The sequence below is a fragment of the Alteromonas sp. S005 genome, assembly GCF_036864475.1.
Lineage (GTDB): Bacteria > Pseudomonadota > Gammaproteobacteria > Enterobacterales > Alteromonadaceae > Alteromonas.
The window spans coordinates 165,218-187,665 of sequence record NZ_JAZETN010000007.1 but is presented as its reverse complement, the minus strand read 5'-3'; the positions used below and the strand labels follow the sequence as shown (position 1 = coordinate 187,665).

At 40.8% G+C, this 22,448-nt stretch carries 18 protein-coding genes and 1 tRNA gene; 2 read left to right on the top strand and 17 right to left on the bottom strand.

What is annotated here, in order from left to right:
* Positions 1 to 670: 670 nt before the first annotated feature.
* The 11 genes from V7R55_RS10860 to V7R55_RS10810 all read right to left on the bottom strand — a co-directional run bounded on the left by V7R55_RS10860 (position 671) and on the right by V7R55_RS10810 (position 13,209).
* Positions 671 to 1,219 carry a glycine-rich domain-containing protein gene (locus V7R55_RS10860; protein ID WP_334059487.1) on the bottom strand — a complete coding sequence of 183 codons (549 nt, stop codon included), beginning with the start codon at positions 1,217 to 1,219 and terminating at the stop codon, positions 671 to 673.
* Position 1,220: 1 nt separating this feature from the next.
* Positions 1,221 to 1,361 carry a hypothetical protein gene (locus V7R55_RS10855; protein WP_020745037.1) on the bottom strand — a complete coding sequence of 47 codons (141 nt, stop codon included), beginning with the start codon at positions 1,359 to 1,361 and terminating at the stop codon, positions 1,221 to 1,223.
* 45 nt (positions 1,362 to 1,406) lie between these two features.
* The gene (locus V7R55_RS10850; RefSeq protein ID WP_334059486.1) at positions 1,407 to 1,670 is read right to left on the bottom strand and encodes a ParE family toxin-like protein; all 264 of its coding nucleotides are present in this window, start codon (positions 1,668 to 1,670) and stop codon (positions 1,407 to 1,409) included.
* Between the two features lie 59 nt (positions 1,671 to 1,729).
* The gene (locus V7R55_RS10845) at positions 1,730 to 2,452 is read right to left on the bottom strand and encodes a hypothetical protein (protein WP_334059485.1); all 723 of its coding nucleotides are present in this window, start codon (positions 2,450 to 2,452) and stop codon (positions 1,730 to 1,732) included.
* Positions 2,452 to 2,934: a hypothetical protein gene (locus V7R55_RS10840; protein ID WP_334059484.1), complete on the bottom strand. Its 483-nt coding sequence runs from the start codon at positions 2,932 to 2,934 to the stop codon at positions 2,452 to 2,454. Before V7R55_RS10840 ends, V7R55_RS10845 begins: the two co-directional genes overlap by 1 nt.
* Before the next feature lie 4 nt (positions 2,935 to 2,938).
* The gene (locus V7R55_RS10835) at positions 2,939 to 3,631 is read right to left on the bottom strand and encodes a hypothetical protein (protein WP_334059483.1); all 693 of its coding nucleotides are present in this window, start codon (positions 3,629 to 3,631) and stop codon (positions 2,939 to 2,941) included.
* Between the two features lie 461 nt (positions 3,632 to 4,092).
* A complete protein-coding gene (locus V7R55_RS10830; protein WP_334059482.1) occupies positions 4,093 to 5,820 on the bottom strand; it encodes a P-loop NTPase fold protein in 1,728 nt (575 codons plus the stop codon).
* 197 nt (positions 5,821 to 6,017) lie between these two features.
* Positions 6,018 to 7,763 (bottom strand): restriction endonuclease subunit S, encoded by a 1,746-nt coding sequence (locus tag V7R55_RS10825; RefSeq protein WP_334059481.1) that lies wholly within the window; start codon positions 7,761 to 7,763, stop codon positions 6,018 to 6,020.
* Positions 7,763 to 9,238, bottom strand: coding sequence for an N-6 DNA methylase (locus tag V7R55_RS10820; RefSeq protein WP_334059480.1), 1,476 nt, complete (start codon positions 9,236 to 9,238; stop codon positions 7,763 to 7,765). The genes V7R55_RS10825 and V7R55_RS10820 overlap by 1 nt, the downstream gene beginning before the upstream one ends.
* Before the next feature lie 44 nt (positions 9,239 to 9,282).
* A complete protein-coding gene (gene hsdR, locus V7R55_RS10815; RefSeq protein ID WP_334059479.1) occupies positions 9,283 to 11,724 on the bottom strand; it encodes an EcoAI/FtnUII family type I restriction enzme subunit R in 2,442 nt (813 codons plus the stop codon).
* A 222-nt stretch (positions 11,725 to 11,946) separates the two neighbouring features.
* Positions 11,947 to 13,209, bottom strand: a complete 1,263-nt coding sequence (locus V7R55_RS10810) for a hypothetical protein (protein ID WP_334059478.1) — start codon at positions 13,207 to 13,209, stop codon at positions 11,947 to 11,949.
* A 660-nt stretch (positions 13,210 to 13,869) separates the two neighbouring features.
* On the opposite strand from V7R55_RS10810, the gene V7R55_RS10805 reads away from it, so the two are divergent.
* The gene (locus V7R55_RS10805; protein WP_334059477.1) at positions 13,870 to 14,844 is read left to right on the top strand and encodes a hypothetical protein; all 975 of its coding nucleotides are present in this window, start codon (positions 13,870 to 13,872) and stop codon (positions 14,842 to 14,844) included.
* Between the two features lie 79 nt (positions 14,845 to 14,923).
* On the top strand, positions 14,924 to 15,088 hold the full coding sequence (locus V7R55_RS10800; protein WP_334059476.1) for a hypothetical protein: 165 nt from the start codon (positions 14,924 to 14,926) through the stop codon (positions 15,086 to 15,088).
* 863 nt (positions 15,089 to 15,951) lie between these two features.
* Here V7R55_RS10800 and V7R55_RS10795 read toward each other — a convergent pair.
* The 6 genes from V7R55_RS10795 to apbC form a co-directional block, all read right to left on the bottom strand.
* Entirely contained in the window at positions 15,952 to 16,863 is a 912-nt protein-coding gene (locus V7R55_RS10795) for a hypothetical protein (RefSeq protein ID WP_334059475.1), read from the bottom strand.
* A 1,194-nt stretch (positions 16,864 to 18,057) separates the two neighbouring features.
* Positions 18,058 to 18,459, bottom strand: coding sequence for a hypothetical protein (locus tag V7R55_RS10790; RefSeq protein ID WP_334059474.1), 402 nt, complete (start codon positions 18,457 to 18,459; stop codon positions 18,058 to 18,060).
* Between the two features lie 228 nt (positions 18,460 to 18,687).
* Positions 18,688 to 18,764: transfer RNA gene (locus V7R55_RS10785), tRNA-Pro, on the bottom strand.
* A 135-nt stretch (positions 18,765 to 18,899) separates the two neighbouring features.
* Entirely contained in the window at positions 18,900 to 20,336 is a 1,437-nt protein-coding gene (locus V7R55_RS10780; RefSeq protein ID WP_334059473.1) for an SLC13 family permease, read from the bottom strand.
* 138 nt (positions 20,337 to 20,474) lie between these two features.
* Positions 20,475 to 21,068, bottom strand: coding sequence for a dCTP deaminase (gene dcd, locus V7R55_RS10775; RefSeq protein ID WP_334059472.1), 594 nt, complete (start codon positions 21,066 to 21,068; stop codon positions 20,475 to 20,477).
* 249 nt (positions 21,069 to 21,317) lie between these two features.
* Positions 21,318 to 22,424, bottom strand: a complete 1,107-nt coding sequence (apbC, locus tag V7R55_RS10770; protein WP_334059471.1) for an iron-sulfur cluster carrier protein ApbC — start codon at positions 22,422 to 22,424, stop codon at positions 21,318 to 21,320.
* Between the last annotated feature and the right edge of the window lie 24 nt (positions 22,425 to 22,448).

Here is a 22,448-nt window from a genome sequence, read left to right as displayed (position 1 = left end):
GTCATGTTACAAAAAAAGTTAAGTTTTTCGATGCAAGATTATGTGCTTTTGTGGACGAAAAGGTACTTTTCACAAACAAAATTAAAATAAAGTGTTGAACTTTATAGTAATAAAAGATTAAAAAAAATTTGAAAAAAATCTCAACACTTTGAAAACTATAATCAAGCGAAGTTTGCTAAATAATAGCTTATGAGGCCTATAAAAATGATTTTATTTATTTGAAATATAATGAAAAATATGGCATTTTCAATTTCATTGACTGCATAGTCAGCAACAATGTAATTGCCTTCACTTGATATTTAGCTCACTCAAAAAGTAAAGAGTTTTGCTGTTGAAATTTACGCTCACAGCCTCAGGATGTATAAAATTCTACCAACCATCCGGAATAGTTCCAAAGCCAACATAGCAGATAAAACCGCCAGTAAAGAATAGCTACCGCGTTATGGGAAGTGGACAGGTGCAGCTTTTATATAGGTGTGCCGAAATGAGAAGGTTGCAGGAGGATACTTCACTTAAAGTTCGTAATCATTCATCACACTGAAAGGCTGGACTCTATTTTTTGCTTCGCGGCACAGCGCTAATTTGTAAAATTTGGCGGAAAAAGATGCCTCCAATTAAGTATAATGATTAGAGCACCCTAGGGTGCTCTATTTAGGAAGATAAAATAAGTTTATTTACATGCACCAGGTACACGACAGGCGCATGAAGATGGTGCGTGACACGCATGATCATCCCCACAACGCGCAGCTTTGTTACTGTTCGCACCATAAAGCACATCTGTTGGATATTTTCCAAAATGCTTTTCATACAACGCAACAGTTTCGTCAAAGGCAGTTTGCAATGAGCGTTGGTCATCATCACCGTAGATACCAAAGTATGGGTAATGGTGAATGAAGTAGCCAAATATTGCTTCGCAATCCTTCTGGTACGCCACCGTATCAAGGATATGCTCATGCCAAAACTTGTCTACAAGCTTATTAGGCACTAGGGCAACTTTAGGATAAATCAGCTTCAAGAAAAGAAACTTTTTGTATTCCTCTTCTGCGAAGTCTATCAACTCTTCAGTCCAAGTGGCCTCAGACGACTTGGAAAGCTTCCATTTCAACTTATCCAAATTTAGCGAATTTATTGCCGCGTGCTGCTCATTATAATTGCCGACATCAGCCTCTATGTTTTGTTGGAACGCCTTATTTGCAACTTGAGCCATTACAGTATTCATATTACTTACCTCCCTGTTGAATTTGCTTACTACGATTACCATGTTTCTGGTCATACTGCTTGTTAGTTCCAGGTGTTCCTTTGTTAGGGTTTTTCTGGTTTGCAGAATTGTCCGTTGGCTTAATTTTTTTCTTTTGAGACATATCTTTGTTTCCTTTTTAAAGTTGAAAGTGCGATACAAACACGTATCACCTTCGCTTGAGGAAACGTTCTAAGTGCTTTCGTTGAATTAGACTGTCAGGAATGAACTCTTCACGAGCTTTTTTGAATATAAGACGGTAGTTGCCTAATTTAAATCGTATCAAGCCTTTCGCTAAGCTCAATTGACGTCCGCCAAGTTCGGCATAGCTTTTACCGGACTTGAGGCCTTCCTCTATATGTACAGCTTTAGAGATGTACTTATGGCACTCAGCCGATTCGTATTGGTTAAAAAGTTTGCGTAGTGTCGTCATGGCTATCTCCTTTGTTTCGACGATAGCCAGTTTTTATTTGTGCGCCGCACAAACAAGCATCAATTCAACATTTTTTGAAAATACTTCCAGGCTTCGTCTGTTTCTGCCTCGATAGCCTTTATTTTCTTATTCAGCGCCTCTACAACAGGAAGACGAATGACAGCGTCTTCTTCAAGTTTACGCAATATTTCTTTAGCCTTGTCATACTCCTTGTCACTGAAGAAAGACTCTGCTTCCTCGTATCGTCCCATGTAATATTCCCAAGGAATAACTTGAGAATACGCTGTTAAAATTGGCGATATGTCAGAAGGGTCATTCTGATTAGAAAAAAAAGGGGATGGGAGTTTATCCCTGAACAAATCGAATTCAGATGATTTAAGCGCTTCAATTATTTCATGAATGTTTTCTCTAACTACACCTAAGCAAAAAAACTCTAAATACTGCTGATTGGCAAGCTCTAAAAACTCTTGTTCGTATTTTTCAGTCATCCCTGACTTCGCATAGCTTTGCAGAAATTCCTTCGTCTTTTTGGTATCTCCATTTAATAGATACCAGATACACAGAATATTCCTAACAGAGTTTCGCCTACCTTTAAGAATAGGGTGTTTGTTTTGTGGAATACCTTTTGTTTTTTCGCAAATAATTTTCGGCCTATATAGGTTTGCACCACTTTTTTTAGCAAATATGGTATTAAGTGGCCTTCGAATACTATCTGGTAAGTCTTCTGTTTTCAGACATATGCGAGCTAACTCTAGGAACGATTGAACTTCTACATTTTCCATCAGTAGTACACCTCGTCACAAAGTAGGTCACGAACATCACTTCGCCCTACTTCCTTCTCGTTGATACTCCTAAGAATATCTACTGCTTTCATACCTTTGTTGCAGCGGTAAACAATTCGGCGGTTTGTACGATACCTGTAATGGTTAACTCTTTCCTTATTGTAGTGTTCATAAATGTAGTTAATCGTTCCCATACATTGGCCTAGCAGAATTGACTCAAGCTTAGACAAAGATAGTATTCCAAAAAAATTCCGCCTATCCTCGTCTACCTCGTTGCAAGAGCGCTTAAGGTCAAGCTTTTTTTGATTTTTTAACGCTGCGATTGCTAAGCACTCTCCTAATTGCATAAATTCTTTCTTGTTGAATAGTACAAAGGAAGCTTTTGATACTTCACTTAGGTGGGCGCAGTTGGAAGGTAAACGTTCTTTCGCAAAAGATTGTGAAGAGAAAACTAAAATAGCTAATATAATAAGATACTTCATCGATTTACTCCTTGCCAAAACGCTTAAACGCTTTCACAAAAATGAGCGTTGTTACTATCCATGAAAAAAACGCGAGTGATTCTGCTATCGCACCGTTTTCTAACATGTCGAAAGCGCCTGATATTGTTTCGTTTGGGCGGTCTACAGTTATTATGAATAGCATGAATGCAAAAAAGTAAATTGCGAATTTAACTAAATTTATAGCTATACGGTTAAATGCGTTCGCAGCCAGCGCTAATTTATATCTGACGTTATAGTTTGTGACTTTCACAGAAACGAGTTTCTTCAGCTTGAAAACTGTTAGCGCCGCAAGGGTTATCATGAATAACTTGTCTACTGCTGTTATATCAGATGTCTTACCAACACCGTCTAAATGCTCAACTTCTGAAGTTACCAAAAGCGTAAAGAAGAAAAAGATTAAATGTATCGAAAACAGCAGCGAGATTAGATGTATAAAAGGCTGATACAAAGGTATCGCGGTTCCTCTAAATTGATAGACACCTTCGGGATCGAGTAACCTAAGTTTTTTTCTGGCTTTAAGAATGAATTTAGATTCTGAATCACTTAGCCTTAGGTTCTTTAGTGGCTGCTCGTTTTGATTTTGTGAAGGCTTGGCTTCGTTGTTATCGGTTTTAGATTCAGGTGTTTCTTGTTTATTATTATCAAAACTAGGCTGAGAATCGTAATCCTTTACCATACTGCGTTTCTCCATTTACAACGTGTTTTTTGACTTCTCTGGCGAACTTATAGTTTTATTAATTTGTTTCAGAGTAAGCCTTTTTGAGACAATGAGTGATCACACGCAATAAAAAATTACCCGTGCCACAGTCCCAATAGACAATTAATATCATATGCGTAATAAGTTGAAAGAGTCCGAAAGATTGGGAGAATCTTACTAGACCCTTTTAATATCCTCAATAATTCAGGTGGTAAAAGAACAATACCTAATGACAACGTTTTGGGAATAGATAAAATGGCATTTGAAGCCAGATAAAGCTTCGCTGCTGACTTGTGCTGAGATGTTGTTTTTAGGGGGCCTGTAGCGTTTTAGACATCATTTTCATTACTCTTTATTACTTTACTTTTGGCCCTATTTGCCCCCCATAAATCAAGTCGTAAACACTTATGCTTTCCAAGTATTTCTGCGTATCATGAGTCTTAACCAGTATGAAGCGAAGAATCAGCAAGTTCAGCACTGTAAAATTTATCTTGTTTTTCTTTCAAAAAAACTAGTCTTTTCACTTCAGCTCGTTTACTTCCGAATTCCAAGTCGCTCGTTTTATAATACTCTATAATGCTTTTATGAATCAACTTCAACAACCGAGCCTCATGTTCAATGGAGAAGAGACTTTTGGGTTTATCGTAGCCAAAGCGCTCGAGCAAAAAAATCCCTAACCTTCTAAATGAGTATGGCTCCCAACTAGCGAAGGATTTTACCCAATAATCTTTATCCAAGCGTGATAAAGCTTCGACTTCCCAGTCTTCAATTTGTAGCGCTTCGTACCGCCAGCCTTCAGCGACTTCCTCACACAAAAGTTCAAAGTGCGCCTCTCTTTTATACTTTTGCCAAGTTGCGTAATACTCATCTCCCAACACTGATAAACGAGCATTATTTACCTCAACAATTCTTCCTCGCTCCTCTAATATGGTAAATGACTTACTTCGAAAAAGGGTTTGCACCTCATCTAAAAAACTACTTTCACTAGCTTCAATATATTCAAATGTAATCAATGTAATGTAAGCTGAACAAGCCTCTAGCCATCTATTAAGTTCAGGATACTTCTCGTTGTAGATGTAATTGCTTAACTCACCTACATTTTGGTCTAGAAAATCCTTGGTAAAGATCTCACCGATCATAGTGCTTTTGTATATGGCTTCATCAACTGGGTCACCTTTCAAGAACAATCTGACCACTTTAAATAGATCATTAAAATGGAAATCATTCCCACTGAAGATTGTGATTGCCCCCTCAAGAGGCATGGATGAACCACCAATTTTTTGCCTATGTTGCTTATCTAACTCGTCGTCTTCAGCAAATCCATACGCTGCGCTATAAAACGCTTTTATCTGACTTTCTGATTTACCTACCTGAGCGAGAAATACAATTGAAAAAGCGTCGTTTATTAAACTTGCTAAGGTTCTCTGTTCGTTCACCTCATATTGTTGCAAAACAGCAGAATAAATAAACTTGATACGCTTACTCATTCTTATCATTACTCGAAGGTTGTCCACTTCGAGTCGTGTGAGATTACTTTCAAGAAGACGATGGTGGTGTTCATAGATTTCATCACTAAAAGCAATCTTTATAAGATCGTCAACTGTCGGTTGATAAGCTACTACATCATTAAAGAACTTTTCTTTAAATTCTTTTTCTGCACTTAACTTTTCAAAATCAGTGGCAAACAGAAATTTTGTACCATTCTGCTCAGCTAAGTTGTAACATAATTCTATAACTTGCTTTGCAAAGGATATTTCAGAGAGGCGCTCGATATCATCAACGACGATTAAACGCTCGCCGATTCGGTTCAGCATTGTCTCTTTAGCAATTCCAGTCATTCCATTGAAAAAAGCCAATAGTCCTTTATCAGTTTTATCTAGTGCCTTATCCAGTGCAGCCGTAGTTGTTTTTAAACTTTTGGCTAGAAAGTTAGCACCTTCTCCGTTTACATTGGTTAATGCCCCCAAAAGATGGTTTATAAAGTCATCCCTCGTTCTTAAACCTGCCACCGAAATATAAACTGCATTATCAACTTTGGGGATAAACTCTGTCTTAAGATAGACAGTTTTGCCTGTTCCCCACTTCCCGTTCAAGACAACCAGGGATGGGAATGAATCATCCTCAAATAAACTTAGAATTTTTTCTTTAATATCTAACTTTGGTTTCATGCGTTCCTTCTCACAAGCCTACTAATTTGATAACTTCAACTCGAAAAATCATATCAATCCATCGAGACCAACGTGGCATTGCGTTACCTCTCCAATAAAGCAATTTTAAAAGAGCTTAAAACGCCGTCTTTTGACTTTTCACTCACCATCAAGATATTAAAAAGCCATTTAGTAGCCAAAAAAATGCGCATATGTCGCTAAGTAGCACTCGAAACGAGAGCATCTGAAATTTTTAGTTGAGTTCCATTTCTCACTTTAAGCTTTTCTTTCAAACTATCACACAAGACTAACAACTCTTCTACTCTTGTAACAATACGCTCCTGTTCATTGAATGGCGGAAGTATGAATGGGCAAACTGAAAATTCATCAAATTTTAAACTTTCGACGGTAGTTCCTACTTTTGTTAAGTTTTCGATTATAAACCTCTCAAAACCCTTCATCATTAGAAGTACGTATTCTGAGAGTTTCTTATCTATAAGATTAAGAACCTTAAGGTCTTGATTCACTGTACAGACAGTCTTTGTGATGGCAATAGGAAATCTTCGCCGCAATATTCCGCTTCTTGCAACTAGTAATATAGATTCTGGCTCAATTTTCATAAGCCCATCATTGACAGCTAATTGCGTAACGTGATCTTCAGAATCATAAACTCTATCGACTTTCATATCCTTAGGCGTTACCCAAGGTATACTTCCGTTCCAATATGCCCCATTTGATTTGCTTGGTGTCTTGCCACCAGAGAAAACACCAATCTCTGATAAGGACATCCACCCCCACCCTTCAGGAAGATCAAACGGCTTTTCTTCGTCAGAAATTGACGGCAATGGCTTTTGCTTTTTAATTTTCTTGTCTTTGATTAGCTGTTCTTTTTCGGCGGCGATTCGTTCGAGTAGTTTTGACGCGGGTTCGTCGTTGGGGTCTTGTTTTACCAGTTTGCCCATTACTGCGAGTTGCAGGATGGTTTGTTTTAGCTGGTCGATGCTGTCTTCCGTGGTGAATAGCACGTCGAAGTGTTCGCTGATGCGCTGCCAACTTTCGTTTAGTTCGTCTGCATCTTTTGCGTTGGTGAGCGTTTCTAATAGTGATTTAACGAGTGTTTGGTGCGCTTCGATGCTGGCTTCGGTTTGTAACTCTAGCTCATCACATAGAGCCATCAGGTCATTTAACTTTTCAACTATTTTTATCTGTTCATTTAAAGGCGGATAGGGAATGGTGAATGCTCTCAACTTACCTAACGAAACGAAAGGTTGTACCCCACCACTTGATTGTTCCTTGAACACTTTCGACGCAAAAACCAAGTAATATTTAAGGTATTCTGGACAGCTTTGCTCATAATCAAAATACTTGAATAAAGCAACATTCTTGATGCTGAACTCTACTGTCTGATCAACGATAACCGGATTACCAATACTTCCAATCATTGCAAATAATATGTCGCCGAAATCGACCTTTGACCGTTCAATTATTTTCTTATGATCAATTTCAGATATATATTTCACGTCAGAAAGGTCAAGCTTACCAGAAGACAAATTTTTACTTGTTACTAAAGGGTAACCTGATTCTACTGGCTTGGGGCTATCATGCGTTCCATCTCTCACATCGTATACATCAGCGAGCCTTAACCACTTCCAGTTAGCAGGTATTTCAAAAAATTGTTCGTCAGCTGAAACTGGTAGTTGCGTCTTCGTTTTCTTCAATGCTCCTGATTCAATTAAATTGAGGCGAGCAGCATTTAATTGGGAAAGGTGCTCCTTTAACGAGAAATCGGCATAATCATTAGGGACAAGTTTTCCTCTTATTGCCAATTCAAGTATTAATTCTCGTAACTTCTTTATCCCATACAACTCTAGCTTGTTGGAACTCCCCCGTCCTGAAGTTGATTTGGTTTTAATTGCCGATGTCCAGACATCCAGGTTTTCAGTAATGATGCTTTCTACTGACATTAAGCTTTACCCTCAAGACCTGATGACAGAGCTTCCGCCAGTATACCTTTAAGTTGATCGCGCAATGCCTGAATCCCTTGTTGCTGTGCTTCGTATTGCTCAAGCAGTTCATCTGGATCGTGGCTTTCTACTTCGCCTACGTGCGGGTTTTTAATATCGAGGTTAAAGTTACGTTCGATAACGTCTTCTATTGAAACTTTCCATGCTTGCTCGTTCTCTATTCGACTAGCAAAACCATCTTCTTCTGTACCCCACCATTCCTGTTCGGTTTGAAATTCTTCGAACTTCATTGGCTTGGTCTTGGAATAGTTTTTTACGCCTTCTGGGTAAGGATGTTCGTAGAACCAAATCTCTTTGGTTGGCTTTCCTTTGGTGAGAAACAGCAGGTTGGTTTTAATGCCTGTATAGGGGTTAAATACGCCGTTAGGTAGTCTGACTATGGTGTGCAGATTACATTCTTCTGTGAGTAGCTTTTTGATTTTGGTTTTAACTCCTTCACCAAAGAGCGTGCCGTCTGGCAATACTACTGCGGCACGACCACCGTCTTTGAGCACTTCGATGATGAGCTGTAAGAACAGATCGGCAGTTTCCCGCGTTTGCATATCAGAGGGGAAGTTTTTTTCGATACCGTCTTCTTCTGTTCCACCAAATGGCGGGTTGGTAACGATAACATCAAACTCACTGTCCCAGTTTGAAAGTGGGCGGTTAAGCGTGTTGTCGTGCCGGATTTGCACGGGTACCTCAATACCGTGCAGCATCATATTTGTAGTAGCTAACAAATGCGGTAACTGTTTCTTCTCTACACCATGAATTTGATTTTGCAGGGTTTTATGGTCGGCTACGGTTTTTACGTATTTTGATTTTACGTGGTCAACCGAACAGGCCAAAAAGCCCCCTGTTCCACAGGCGGGATCGAATACTTTGTCACCCAGTTTTGGGTCTACCCTGTCTACAATAAAACGAGTTACAGCACGGGGCGTATAGAACTCTCCTGCATTGCCTGCGCTTTGCAGATCACGTAAAATTTGCTCGTAGATATCACCAAACAAGTGGCGCTCTTTAGAGTCGGTGAAGTCTACTTCATTTAGCTTATTGATCACCTGGCGTAACAGCGTACCGTTCTTCATGTAGTTGAAGGCATCGGAAAACGCTTCGCGCACGATAAAACCGCGGGGGTTCTTATCAATTGGAGCCGTCAAATTTTTGAGCGCTGGGAACAAGTCATCATTCACGAACTCCATTAATTCATCGCCAGTGATACCTTCATCATCTGCTGCCCAATTACGCCAGAGGTACTGCGATGGAATTGGCTCTCGGTACTCATCCATTTCAAATTCTAGCTCTTCCTCTTGGGCATCGAATATTTTTAAGAAGAGTAACCATGACATCTGGCCTAAACGCTGGGCATCACCGTCAACGCCTGCGTCTTTTCTCATAATGTCCTGAATGGATTTAATAACGGTACTGACTGACATATTTTCTTATTCTCTGATTATTTATCGTTCGGCGTGAGCGCTGCTCAGGCTGACTTATCTGGCGTGGTGTTGTAGATGGCTTTTTCCAGTTCAGCTATGGCTGCTTCATACTGTTTTGGCCCGCCAAAGCCTTTTTTGGCAATTTCGATGGGACGGCCAAACTCTACAACTTTACCTGTTTTAAGGGCGTCTTTGCTTTCCAAGGCTTCCACGCCCTCATCGCTGTATTTATTCAATAGCTCATTCAAAACGGCCTGCGCCAATTCGCTGTACTTGGTGAAGTAGTTGCGTTTTTTAACATTGTTTGCGCGTTCTTTGCGCGTTAGCGGAGGCTGGTCGAAAACAACGTGGCATATCATATCAAATGGGTCTAATTCTTTCCCAATTTCTGCTTCCAATACTTCCCAAATAACCCCTTCAGATGCTAATTCATCTATGATGGCCTGTTTACGCTCAGCACTGTTCCAACGCTTAATAAAGTCATCGAGGGATGCAAAAGATTTATTGAGGGTTTTCTTGGTGTAGTCTTTAAATGATTCGGTAACGAGTTTGCCGTCTTCATCATAATATTGAACTCGCTCCCCTACTTTCTTAACCGCTACACCATTGATGTGGTATTTAGTAACAGCGGTTTCTTCGCCTTCATCCCAACCTGTTTGAGGTGAATCATCACCTTCTGGAAAATCAAACTCGCCATCATCAATAATATCAGGGCTATCTATTATGCCTTCTGCATCTTCCGCTGATTCTTGGCCTTCTAAGATGTCGTCAAAATCAGATTCCTCATCATTGATATCACTAGGTTTCGCGCTGATAACTTTTTCAGGGATACCGTCGAAGCGCTCATCAGCAAATAGTTCAGTGGCTTTTTTGAAATCAAGAATAGTAAACCAGAGCTTGCCAAATTTATCGTCGATGCGCGTGCCTCTACCAATGATCTGTTTGAACTTGGTCATACTCTGAATGTTCTGGTCGAGAACAACCAGCTTACAGGTTTTAGCATCAACACCGGTTGTCATAAGCTCGGACGTAGTAGCGATAACAGGGTATGTGCGTTTGGGGTTAATGAAGTTATCCAACTGCGCTTTACCAATAGCGTCATCTCCTGTGATTTTCATTACGTACTTATCGTTTTTGGCATACTGTTCTGGGTTGCAGTTGATCAAGGCCCTTCGCATGCGCTCGGCATGGTCGATGTCGTTACAGAACACAATTGTCTTTGCCAAGGGGTCGGTACGTTTAAGGTAATTGGTGATTGTTTCTGCTACAAGTTGAGTACGCTCATCGATGACCAAAGTACGGTCAAAGTCTTTCTGGTTGTAAATGCGGTCTTCTACTTCATTACCATGCTTATCAACCTGCCCTTTAGTTGGTCGCCAACCTTGCAGGTCGATATCCAAATCCACGCGCACTACTTTGTATGGGGCAAGAAAACCGTCTTCAATGCCCTCCTTTAAAGAGTACATGTAAACAGGCTCACCAAAGTAGTCGATGTTAGACACTTCATCGGTTTCTTTGGGTGTAGCAGTTAAGCCAATCTGAGTAGCAGAGCTAAAGTATTCAAGAATTTCGCGCCAAGCACTTTCCTCTGATGCACTGCCTCTGTGGCACTCATCAATCACGATAAGGTCGAAGAAGTCGGGATCGACTTGCTTATAAGCCTTCTGGCTTTCATCAGGGCCAGTTAAAGCCTGATACAGCGCTAAGTGAACTTCATAAGCAGGATCGACCTTTCTGCCGGTAATTTTAGTCATTGCCTGACCGAAAGGTTGGAAGTCGTTTATACGAGTTTGGTCTACTAGCACATTTCGGTCTGCCAGGAATAAAACACGCTTCTTTGCTTTGGCTTTCCACAAGCGCCAAATGATTTGAAAAGCGGTATAGGTTTTACCTGTACCTGTTGCCATTACGAGTAGAATACGATCCTGCCCTGCGGAGACAGCCTCAACTGTTTTGTTTATAGCTTGCAACTGATAGTAGCGCGGTGATTTTCCCGAGCCATCATCGTGGTAATCTTGGGTGATTATAGGTAGCTGAGAATCTGTATATCCCTTATAAACACAGTATTTAGCCCACAGCTGTAAAGGCGTTGGGAAGTCTTCTAGACTAATTTCGGTTTCAAGTTGCTGCGGATTCGTTTTGTCATGAAAAATAAAACCGTCACCATTACTGGCGAAGATGAAAGGTACGTCTAGTAACTTGGCGTAATCCAGCCCTTGCTGCATTCCTTTTCCAACTTCATGCTTATTGGCTTTAGCTTCTATAACAGCCAAGGGCATTGAGGGTTTGTGATAAAGAACGATATCAGCGGATTTTACTTTTTTACGGGCAGCAACCATTCCGCGAACGACAACTTTACCATCACGCAGTTTTACTTCTTGCCGAATTTGGGTCATATCATCCCAACCAGCCAGTTTTATAGCAGGCATGATGTACTTAGATATGATATCGGTTTCTGATAACGCTTTTTTGTTCACTGAACTCATACGTACTCCGTATACAGTTCACGTGAAGGGCCAATGACTGTTCTCTAATTGAGAACTGAGTTGAATCCCTTCAGCGTGACAAGATAGTCCTTGTGTGCGATGCTCGCGTGTAGTCGCTTCTTATTAGACAAAAGTATCAGAAAGCAGGCTAGTTGTCACTTCCAAGGACAAGCAATACGTGGACTATCTTTCTCTTAAAGTTGGGGAGTTACAGTAATCGATTTATTCGATATAAATTGCTGAGGGAATGTAACCGCCCTCTTTTGCTACCGCAGCCTTAATGTTGTTTACTGTGTGGTGATGTTCAACATCGAAAAATGTCAAAATATCCATAACCTGAACGAACAGCTTTTCTTTTTCCTTTATATCGATAAGTATCTTCCTGTGACTGATATATAATTCATCTGGATAAAGCTGTATCTCAACAACGTATCTATATTGTTCGGTATAGAATAGCCTTATTGATAAATACTTTGATGTATTCAAATCTAACGCATCTGGCAAGTTAAGGCTGGATGAATTAGCTCCATCAATCTGTAATAAGCTTTTTTCAGTCATTGGTTCTCGAAGCTTTAACAAACGATCATCATCCCAAACGCATTTCCCTACAATCACATATTCTTTTTTGGGTAACCGGTCAGGTTTAATATTAAGCTGTTTACTAAAGTTAAACGGAGCTTGAACACCTACAATATGGGAAAAGGTTTGGCTTTCTAAAAGAGTCGTTAGTCTACCTAATGCAACAAATCTTATGACATCTTCAGTGGGGTAATAAGACTCAAATGTTAAAGCGAAACCTGGTTCAATTTGGTCACACAATCCAATTAGATTTGTGAAATCAGCATTTGGAAAGTCCCAATGCACGCTACCATTTATTACTGTTGGTGTTGTGACATCTTTCGTGTAAAACAACTTATCAAAAAACGATAAGTCTTTTTTAACGTCTCCATCTGTCAACAAACGAACCGCAGTGTCACACCAATTTTTGAAATAGGCATTACTAAGAAGTCGATTAAGTAGTTTGAGTTTATACTCTCGCACTAATCGGTTATTTTTTTGGTGAGTTCCGTTGTTTCTAGCACCGACATCCTCTATTTGAACGCGCTCATAACCTCTTATTCTACTCTCCTCTACACGTATACAACTCAAGATACCGTTAATAAACTCCCCAGAATTAACAAACTCACTTACTTTTACCAATTGATTTATTAAACTGTTATCGACAAGTGATTTATTTAACGAATCAAGATCTATCAACTCAGCGACCACCCAATGCCCTTCAGATTGGGAGGGTGTTCCGTAAAGTTCTTTCAATACTTGAGCTTCATCCGCTGTAAGTCTCCTCCTGCCTGCCTTTATCTCGCTGACTCTTGGCGCTTCAATTCCGAGTTCCTTTGCGACTTGCCCACTGCTTGATATTGAACACGCATGTTCAATATAGTGTTTCGATATTTGCTTGTTTAATTTTGTTTCAGTTTCTTTCATAGCTTCCTCCTGATTTGTCAGGACATTAAATCACTAAAAACTATTACGGATAAAGCGTAATTTTTGCGTAATTTTTACGGAAAAATTATTTTTATTATTGGTATGATCAAAGCATGTTCTTATCGAAGATGACAACAACGCATTCGAAACGAATGCGTAAAAACAGCTTGAGCGCAGCTCAACAACTACTGCGTAGAGAACTGCTTTGTGAAACATAGCGGTTCTCGAAGCCGGAGTCAGCATCGCAGATTAACCACTTTTTTCGTTTGCTTCAGCAAACTTGCTGAGTATTGCACAGCAATAATCTGCAACCTTCGCAACACCGTTGTGAACACTGCGAGCGGGGTATCCCACGCGACGCTTTCCCCGAGCAGAAGAAAGGGAAAATAGTGGTTAATCAGCGGTAGCTGACTCCGAGCAACGCTTCTGTCGAATTCGCGCAGCGATGAGTGCGTGAGCAGCGACGAGTCGCGTCCGCTCGCGTTTGCAGAAGGGTTGCTACAACGAAGTTGTGTGTGGTTTTCGAAAGAAAAGCGATGGCATTACGCAGTATGCCTAGCCTAGCGAAGCTCTGGCAGGATGCAAAGTAGACTGCTTTACCCTGCTTATTCCCCCGTTGCTGTTTCTATGTATTTGTGAATTCATAACAAAGGAGAAGAAATGAATTACATAGAAAGAGCAATTGAAACTTCAATGCGTCACGTCTGTATATCTGCCCCTAGTGATCCGGCGGCAAGGGGATTGATGAGAGAGAATGCTGTTATTGCAATCACTGGAGCTTTCGGTGCATCTAGCAAAACGATTTTTCAGCGTCATTTGGGTCTCAATCGAGAGAGCGCCAACAAGCTCATTAATAGATTGAAGAAAAAAGGGGTTATATCTGTACATCCGACTTTTGCTAATACTGACCGTAGTTTTATCGTCCTCACGTCTTTCGGGATTAGAGAAGCAGAACTTCTATTAAATCGAGAACTGAATTTACGTTCAGATGTAAGTCGTGTTAACGAACGAAACCTTATTCACGATCTTTCAGTTCAGTTAATTGTTTTAGAGCTTGCTAAAGCAAATAAAATCTCTGGGTTCGCAACCGAACGTGACTTATCGATACAACTTGAACACCGAGGAAACGACCCTAGGCTCGTAGATGCGCTAGTTGTCGACGCTAATACCGGCTCAAAAATAGCAATCGAAATGGAAGCATCAAACTCAAAAAATAAAAATAATGGAGATATACGACGCAGAATACTTACTAAATATCTTGAGGAACTGGAATCGAACGACGGCCTTTACGAGTTTGTGCATATGTACAGTCATCGCCAGCGGTTTCTAACACAGATAGAGAAAGCACATACTCGAATATTCGATAGTCGAAGCTCTCCTTTCTCTTCCAGCCAACAACGACTGCTGCTCGATAGTATAAAATTCAAATCATCTGAATGTAGTCTAATCTATGAGCTTATGTTTGATAGTAAACGTCAATTGAGCGACGACAAATGTGCGGCGACCAGTAGCATTAAGTATATCGAACAACTTGCAGAGTTAGAAAAACTCGCAAAAAATACTCAAGACAGGGTTATTGACATCAGGCTGAAGGGATTTCGTGACGCAGGAAGAGTGTTAGGCATTTTAAAGTAAACCTTCAGGGTGACCTCTGGGAGCCTTAAAGGCTCCCTTTTTTTATGGCTTCAAGCTTCAATATGCATCGAGTATCGCAATGATAAACAATACATATTTAACGAACATACCTCTATGCACGTCGAGTCAGCAGCAGGAAAGCACTGTTGAGGTTTACGGTGCGATCAATAGTGTGCTCGCCGAAGCTCATGAAACTCTAGCGATTATGGATAAAGAGTTGTCTGACTCAGCCATTATTAAATAGTCACTTACCAAGCAAACTTTTCGTATACCTTCGTTAACCACCCTAAATAGTCGATAATATTCCGTGGCGGCAGTTACTCCACGTCCGCCTCAAGTCAATTGAATAAATTAAAGAAAGTCATAGCATACTAAGGCACATCACTGTTCGCCTTAGTTCTTTCTGCGATGCTGCAAAGAACTGTTTTAGCGTTAGCGCCTCTGCCCATTAAGCAAGATATTTAATTTCGCCCGTCGATCAAAAAAAGTCAAAAAAACTAAAACTCATGGCGCGACAGAAAAAATTTCCATGCAAAAAGCTTAGTTATTTTTAGGACATCAACTAAGAGAACACAATATGAAAATAAACTATGAGAGGCTTTTTAACCGTTGTTCACGCTTTAGCCGAAAATGGATGGCACTGAGCAATTCACTAGTAGCAATAGCTGCATTAAATTCATTTTTTAATACAGCTTTTGCCATAATTGGACATTTCGACAATATCGAATACCAAGCGTTAACGGATAGATTACTACTTTTATCGTTTGGCTGCATTGCGATAGCAGTGCTATTAATTTTAGTTTCTTTATATGCTACGCATAAGCTAAGAGACTCACAATATTGAGCACCCCATTAGGGGTGCTTTTTTTGAGCAAAATATATCTTTTGCTCAAGAAGCGTTGATGAGGTCTAGCTTCATTTGACAGGCAGTTATCGACCGCAAAGCAGGTGGAGGCGTAAAGAGGCACCTTGCGTATTGCTGAGCGCCGCTGCCCCTTCAGTCTATTTACAATTCGTCGTTCTAGAAGACATCACAGTTAGGAATTATAACTCAGGGTAGTTTCCTTTGTTATTAGTTAAAAAACTACCGTGCAGTTAAAAACGAACTTAACTATTAGCTATATTTTGCACATGCTTAACGAATTGCTCCATAGTAGACGATGATGGAATTGTTGATGAACCATCAAACATAATCTGATATGGATAAGAAATCCGATATTCTACTTTCGATTTCCCTCGATATAAATATATCTGAAGATCAACTTTTGCTACCACACCGTCTTTTTGAAGTTTGAATGATTCATCGTATTGAGTCTTTGTAGTGGTTTCTACTGATGGACCGCTCCAAGATTCTAGCTTTCGGGTGAAATTAGTTTTCACTGAAGCCGGATCAAAATCAACATCGAACTCCCCAGTTTCGATTATGGTTTTATCAATCGTTGGAGTAATTTCCTCAAATAAATTTACCAATCTAGATTCTAATTTGGCACCCGACATTAAAGGTTTATAAGTCATGAATACTGGGTTCTTACCTGGCACAATATTAATTGTATTAGCAGGGTAAAGTTTAAATACAAAACTTTCCGAGTTTTCTTCTACCTCATAATTAAAGGTTGCGGTAACACTAGTCGACTTGAAATTTCTTGTTACGTTTGAAGATATATCGGTATTTTTATATTCCTCGCCATTAATTAAAGTCAAATTAATGGCATTATTCTTATGATCCAATGCTACTTGACGGCCCCACTTCTCTAACGGTGCATTATAGTTTTTTCGTTCTGTGCATAGAGTTCTGCAACCACTGAAAGGTGCTCTTTCACTTATCTCATTTTTGACTGCTAAGATAATTTCGCTCTCAGTAAGTTGCGAGGCTAATTCTTGATTTGGCTTTAAGAATTTAAACTCTTTAGTTTCCGCAACGCTGTTGAGCAAAGTTGGCCCTTCTTTCACGCTAGTGTAAGTAGCCCCACAACCAGACAATACGATAGCTAGAAATGGAAGAATACTTTTGTACTTCATAATAATTCCCTTTTAAATGTTCAATAAAGGTTTGATTTTGAACTTGTTTAAAGTCCTTTTTGAAATAAGTTATATCGATTGAAACAATATTTCAAACCTTATTTTGCTCAGCCAACTCAATAGAGCAGTATTTACACAAAAGTCGATCGAAAATTGAGCGTAATTAGGTTAGTTATATCGCCTTAAGTAATAATTATAACCATCCCATAAAATCAAATTAGCCTAAATAGAAGCCACTTGTCCTAGAAAGCTAAATTTGAGGTGGATTATGGATAATACCGTTCGATCAGTTGATAGAGTAACGTTATTTTTGGTCGTTGCCCCTTACGCGTTTTATTATGTTGCAACAGTACATATTTTATCCACAATTGATTGGGCTAGCGATAATGACAAATGAGAGGATAATTAACGAGTGAGCAAAGCGCTGTTTTGGCGCTGAAGTTAACATCAAGAACTATCCACTTAACCGAGGATTTTCGCTCAAACCAGCCGTGGATTTGTTTTAGTATCAATCCCAGCCCTACATTTAGGGAGAAGGAACGCGTAGAGTAACGACGTCAAAACCGATAAAAACGCATTAGTCTGCAAAGAACTAATCAATCATCGTAATTTGCCCTAGTGATAATAAATAAAGAACCTGCGACTAAAATCACCATGGGTAGTAAAAACCATAATTCCTGCATATAAAGTCCCTCGTTAAAAACCTTCTCAGAGTAGATTAAAAAATCAACCGCATTACAAGGTCCGAAGCCAATAGCGGCTCCATCACTCAAGTTCATGCCTTGTTTAAAAGAATCGTAATAATGCTTGCGACATCAACTCACGTCCATTTTTTCTACACGATTTGTCATCATAGTATCTTTGCATACCCCGCAAAACTTTGCTTATAAATAGAATGTTAACCAGTGCAAACGTCGGATTCATAGTTATGAAAAACGACGTAAGGCAAACACCGCTCATAGTACCTAGCACCAAACAAATGATTTGATGAGCTTCTAACTCACTCACAAATAGCTCCGGCTTTCATTCGATATCCCTCTTAGTATGTATCCCTAGTTGAAAACTTAATGAGTTTTTTACGAATTGCAAATTCTTTACTGCGAGATTTAGCAGCACGAATTCGTTTGAAGATTGACTTCAACCCTGCAAGAAGGGGCTTTTAGCACTTAATAAAAAAGGGCTGCAAAGCAGCCCTTAAAGTGATTCAACCTGCTCAGCCCACTCATCAATGGCTTCGGCTGAAAAGTAACGATGTTTCGTTACACCGAAAACATTTTCAAACTCTCCATCATCAACTTCATCTGAATTGATAAAACCAACGATTTGAAGCTCGAATAATAAGAACAATAAGCACCTCTCCGATGGCTCGAAATATTTCTTCCTGAACTCTTCTGGAAGCTCATTTGCGAGACCGTCTGATATAACAAACCCGTTCGTAACAAATTGCTCATTTTTATGTTCGTACACGTAATCCAGTGTCTCTGGATTGAAATACCAACATAAACGAAATTTGTCGGGCCATGGTGTTCTTGTCGCTCTTTTGAACTGATGAATGAACATGATTTGCAGATCACGCTTCTGAGTCTTCTTTGTCATAGTGATGTCCTGTTTAGTAAACCTCAGGATTAACTAGTTACGACTATGGAGAATTGTGACCATTGGTATATGAGTACCACCCCAGAAACGGAAAGTTAGTTATGAATGAACAGGTAGGAAAACTTAAACTTGTACTACTGTATAATGGGACAATTATGGGACAGTTTTGGGACGCTCATTTCATGAGCAACCAATGAGCGGGGTAAGTCATTGAAAAATAGGAAAAGTTGGTCGGTGTGAGAGGATTTGAACCTCCGACCCCTGACACCCCATGACAGTGCGCTACCAGGCTGCGCTACACACCGACCGAAAGAGCGAGTAATACTACTCATATTTGTTCACAATGCAACGAGAATTAGCAATAAGCCTGTTTAAGCGCTCAATTGCTAACCATCTTCGCAAATTTCTGCATTAAAACACCTAGTTGCCGTTTTTTGTTATCAGGCTAACGTAACGTAGCACACTGCGGTTACAACTAAGGCCACCAGTACGTTCAGCATTATTCCTTCTCTTGCCATAGTTTTAATATCGAACTTTTCCGTTGAATATGCGATAGCGTTCGGTGCTGTCGCTACTGGCAGCATAAAGGCGCAACTTGCGCTTATGGCCGCCGGTATCATAAGCAATTTAGGGTCAACGCCTACCGCTAAACCTGCTGCTGCCAATATCGGCATAAGCAAAGTAGACGTAGCGGTATTTGAGGTAATTTCCGTAAGGAAAGTCACGAATAAGCAAATGCCCAGTACAAGTAGTAATACCGGTAAGGTTGCAAGCCCTGTTAACCACGAGCCCATCAGCACACTTAAGCCTGAAGACATAAATGCTTTTGCAATACAAATGCCACCCGCGAACAAAAGCAGCATCCCCCACGGGATATCGTTAGCAGTTTTCCAATCTAGAAGTTTGTCGCGGTTGCCTTTTGCGTCTACTTCACCGTTATCATTGCCGCTATTGGTGAAAAACATGGCGGCAACACCAGCAACGGCTATAGTGCTATCACTAATAGTAGTTACGCCTATCCATGCAGTCCAAAAAGGTCTAAATATCCATGCCATTGCAACCGTACCAAAAATGGCAAGTACACGCTTTTCGGCTTTTGTCCATGCGCTAGGTACCGGCAAATCTATGTTGCCCACTTCTTTAATTCCGCGCGCTAACCACAAGGCCATGATAGGCACACCTAAAACAACAATCGGTACGCCAGTTTTCATCCAGTCAATAAAGCTGTACTCCATACCTTGTGTTTCTTCATACACGCTCATGAAGATAATATTGGGCGGTGTGCCGATTGGCGTCCCTACCCCGCCTAAACTTGCTGAGTAAGCAATACCAAGAATAAGGGCCACGCCAAATCGGGGGTTATCGACAGCATTAATAATGGCAATGGCCATTGGCAACATCATTAACACCGTGGCGGTGTTACTAATCCACATACTAAGGACGGCGGTAGTGAGCATAAAGCCCAATACCAGTTTAAGCGGGCTGCCGCTGCCCGTTAAACGCAGCATATAAATAGCAAACCGCTTGTGTAAGTTGGCACGTTCTAGCCCTTTTGAAAGCATGAAAGCCGCCATTAATAAAATAATGACATGGCTTCCTAAGGCAGACGCAGCTTCACTGTGAGACAGCACACCAAATAATGGAAATAACGCGAATGGCAGAAGCGAAGTAGCGGGAATGGGGAGCGCTTCGGTTACCCAAAGTATCGCTACAAATAGTGTGATCGCAGCAGTAAAGATTATTTCGCTGGGCTGATTTACAGCCCACAAGCCCATACCGCTAAGAACAGAGGCGATAAACGCGAAAAGAATAATGCTGTTCTTACGTGTTGGCTGTCGTTGTAGGGTATCTGAAGAAGGTTCAGGGTTTGTGTGCATTGCGCTTCCCGTTACTAATCGCTTTATTATAAGTGCTAGAGCCTTAGCTTTAGGCCCTAATTATTGCTCTTATATTTTCTATCAGTAATTAGCGGGAAACGCACGAGGCTTTTCCAAAAAAGTTGATTTTAGGTTGTTTTACTTATTTTCATCGTCAGACGAAATACGGCTTGCAACTGCGCCTGCTTGGCCTTTGTATTTCGCATCAACTCTTGCGTTGTATGGTTTTTCAGCTGGTGCTGATAACACTTCAAAGCTTAGTGCGCCTATTTTCATCTTAGGGCGAAGCGCTAGCGGTAACTTACCACTGTTGTAAAACTCCAGAACGATATTGCCCGACCAACCTGGATCGATTCTATGCGCCGTCACGTGCACCATTAAGCCCAAACGCGCCAGTGAAGAGCGCCCGTCTAGCCAACCAACGATATTATCCGGCAGCGTTACTGACTCGTGAGTAATGGCCAGTGCTAATTCGCCTGGGTGTAGAAAGAAAGCTTTGCCCTCTTCTAGTTCAATTTCGTCGCTCATTACGTGGTCCAGCGCTTCTTGTACCTGCGCTTTTGGCCCACTTAAATCGATAAACGGTGCTTGATGGTCTTCAAACACACGAAATTTGTTACCCAGGCGGATATCTACCGTTACACCACTAATCTGATCATAATCAGGTGTAGGCTCAATTTTTATTTTTCCATCTTGAAGATGTTGGTAGATATCGCGGTCGCACAAGCGCATGGTGTATTCCTCATTTCGTTAGGCCGCTATTATGCGTATGTCACCGCGTGCATTCAACTGCTCAAAGGCTTGTTTTATCTGCTTTTGCGCAATTTTTATAAAGTTTTAGCCAATTTTGAATTTAAGCGCCAAAACTTGCCTCTATTTTTTCTTTGTTCAGCATCTAACTAGGCTTTAATCTAAACATTCAACACTATTGTGCGTCACCTGTTATTACTTAACCAAATCTCTTTCAATCTTTCCCCTTTTTCAATCTTTCCCAATAATGCCAATTGGGTCGCCTTTGATGTGTTTAACCGCCCCTTTGCGTGGCTCAACGGTGAGGGCTAATTGCATAGACAGTGCCCGCGCAGCTTCACGGTAGCTTTCGCTTAAAGCACTGTCAGGCGAGGCCAGTAACAACGGAGTACCTGCATCGCCATGTTCGCGGATATGAATATCAAGCGGTAGCTGGCCTAAAAGCGGCAGTCCGTGACGTTCGGCCAGTGCCTCTCCACCGTCTTTTGCAAATACATAATCTTTAGTGCCACAGGCTCTGCATTGGTAATAGCTCATGTTCTCGATAAGCCCAAGTACTGGCACATTGACTTTTTCAAACATGCTTATGCCTTTTTGAGCGTCGGCTAACGCTAAGTCCTGCGGCGTTGTAACGACTACTGAAGCAGTCAGCGGTACTTGCTGCGCCATAGTAAGCTGGATATCACCAGTACCGGGAGGCATATCTACAATTAAGTAGTCCAGCACAGGCCACAGGGTTTCATCTAGCAACTGCTTTAACGCCCTGCTTGCCATTGGCCCTCGCCATACGGCCGCGTCTTCTTGAGGCACTAAATAACCAATTGAATTCGCCACCAGCCCATGTGATATAAGGGGCTGCATGTGCTTATTATCTTCACTTTCAGGGTGTGCGTCAGGGTTGCCCAACATAATGGGGATAGACGGCCCGTAAATGTCGGCATCTAAAATACCTACTTTCGCGCCTTCTTGCATAAGCGCAAACGCAAGGTTGATACTGGTTGTAGACTTACCCACACCACCTTTGCCCGAGGCTACTGCAATAATATTTTTGATATTAGTAACAGGGGCTACTTCAGTTTCGCCACTGGCAACGTTTTGCTTAAAAGTAAGCTTATCGGCACCTAATTTACCTTTTAGCTGGTTAAGCACTTCTTGTTTAAGCGTATCTAACTGTGTAGCAATGCAAAATGGCAAAGTAACCGTAACGCCTGCATCTTCATTTTCTGGCTGACTAAAAGCACACCAAGGTAAGGTATCGTCTACGTCTAGCGAGAAATACTTGGCTAAAATAGCAGCAACCTTTTGCTTTAGCGGCTCTGCTTTGCGAGAAAAGAACATAAAATGCCTTACTAGTAGTAGAAT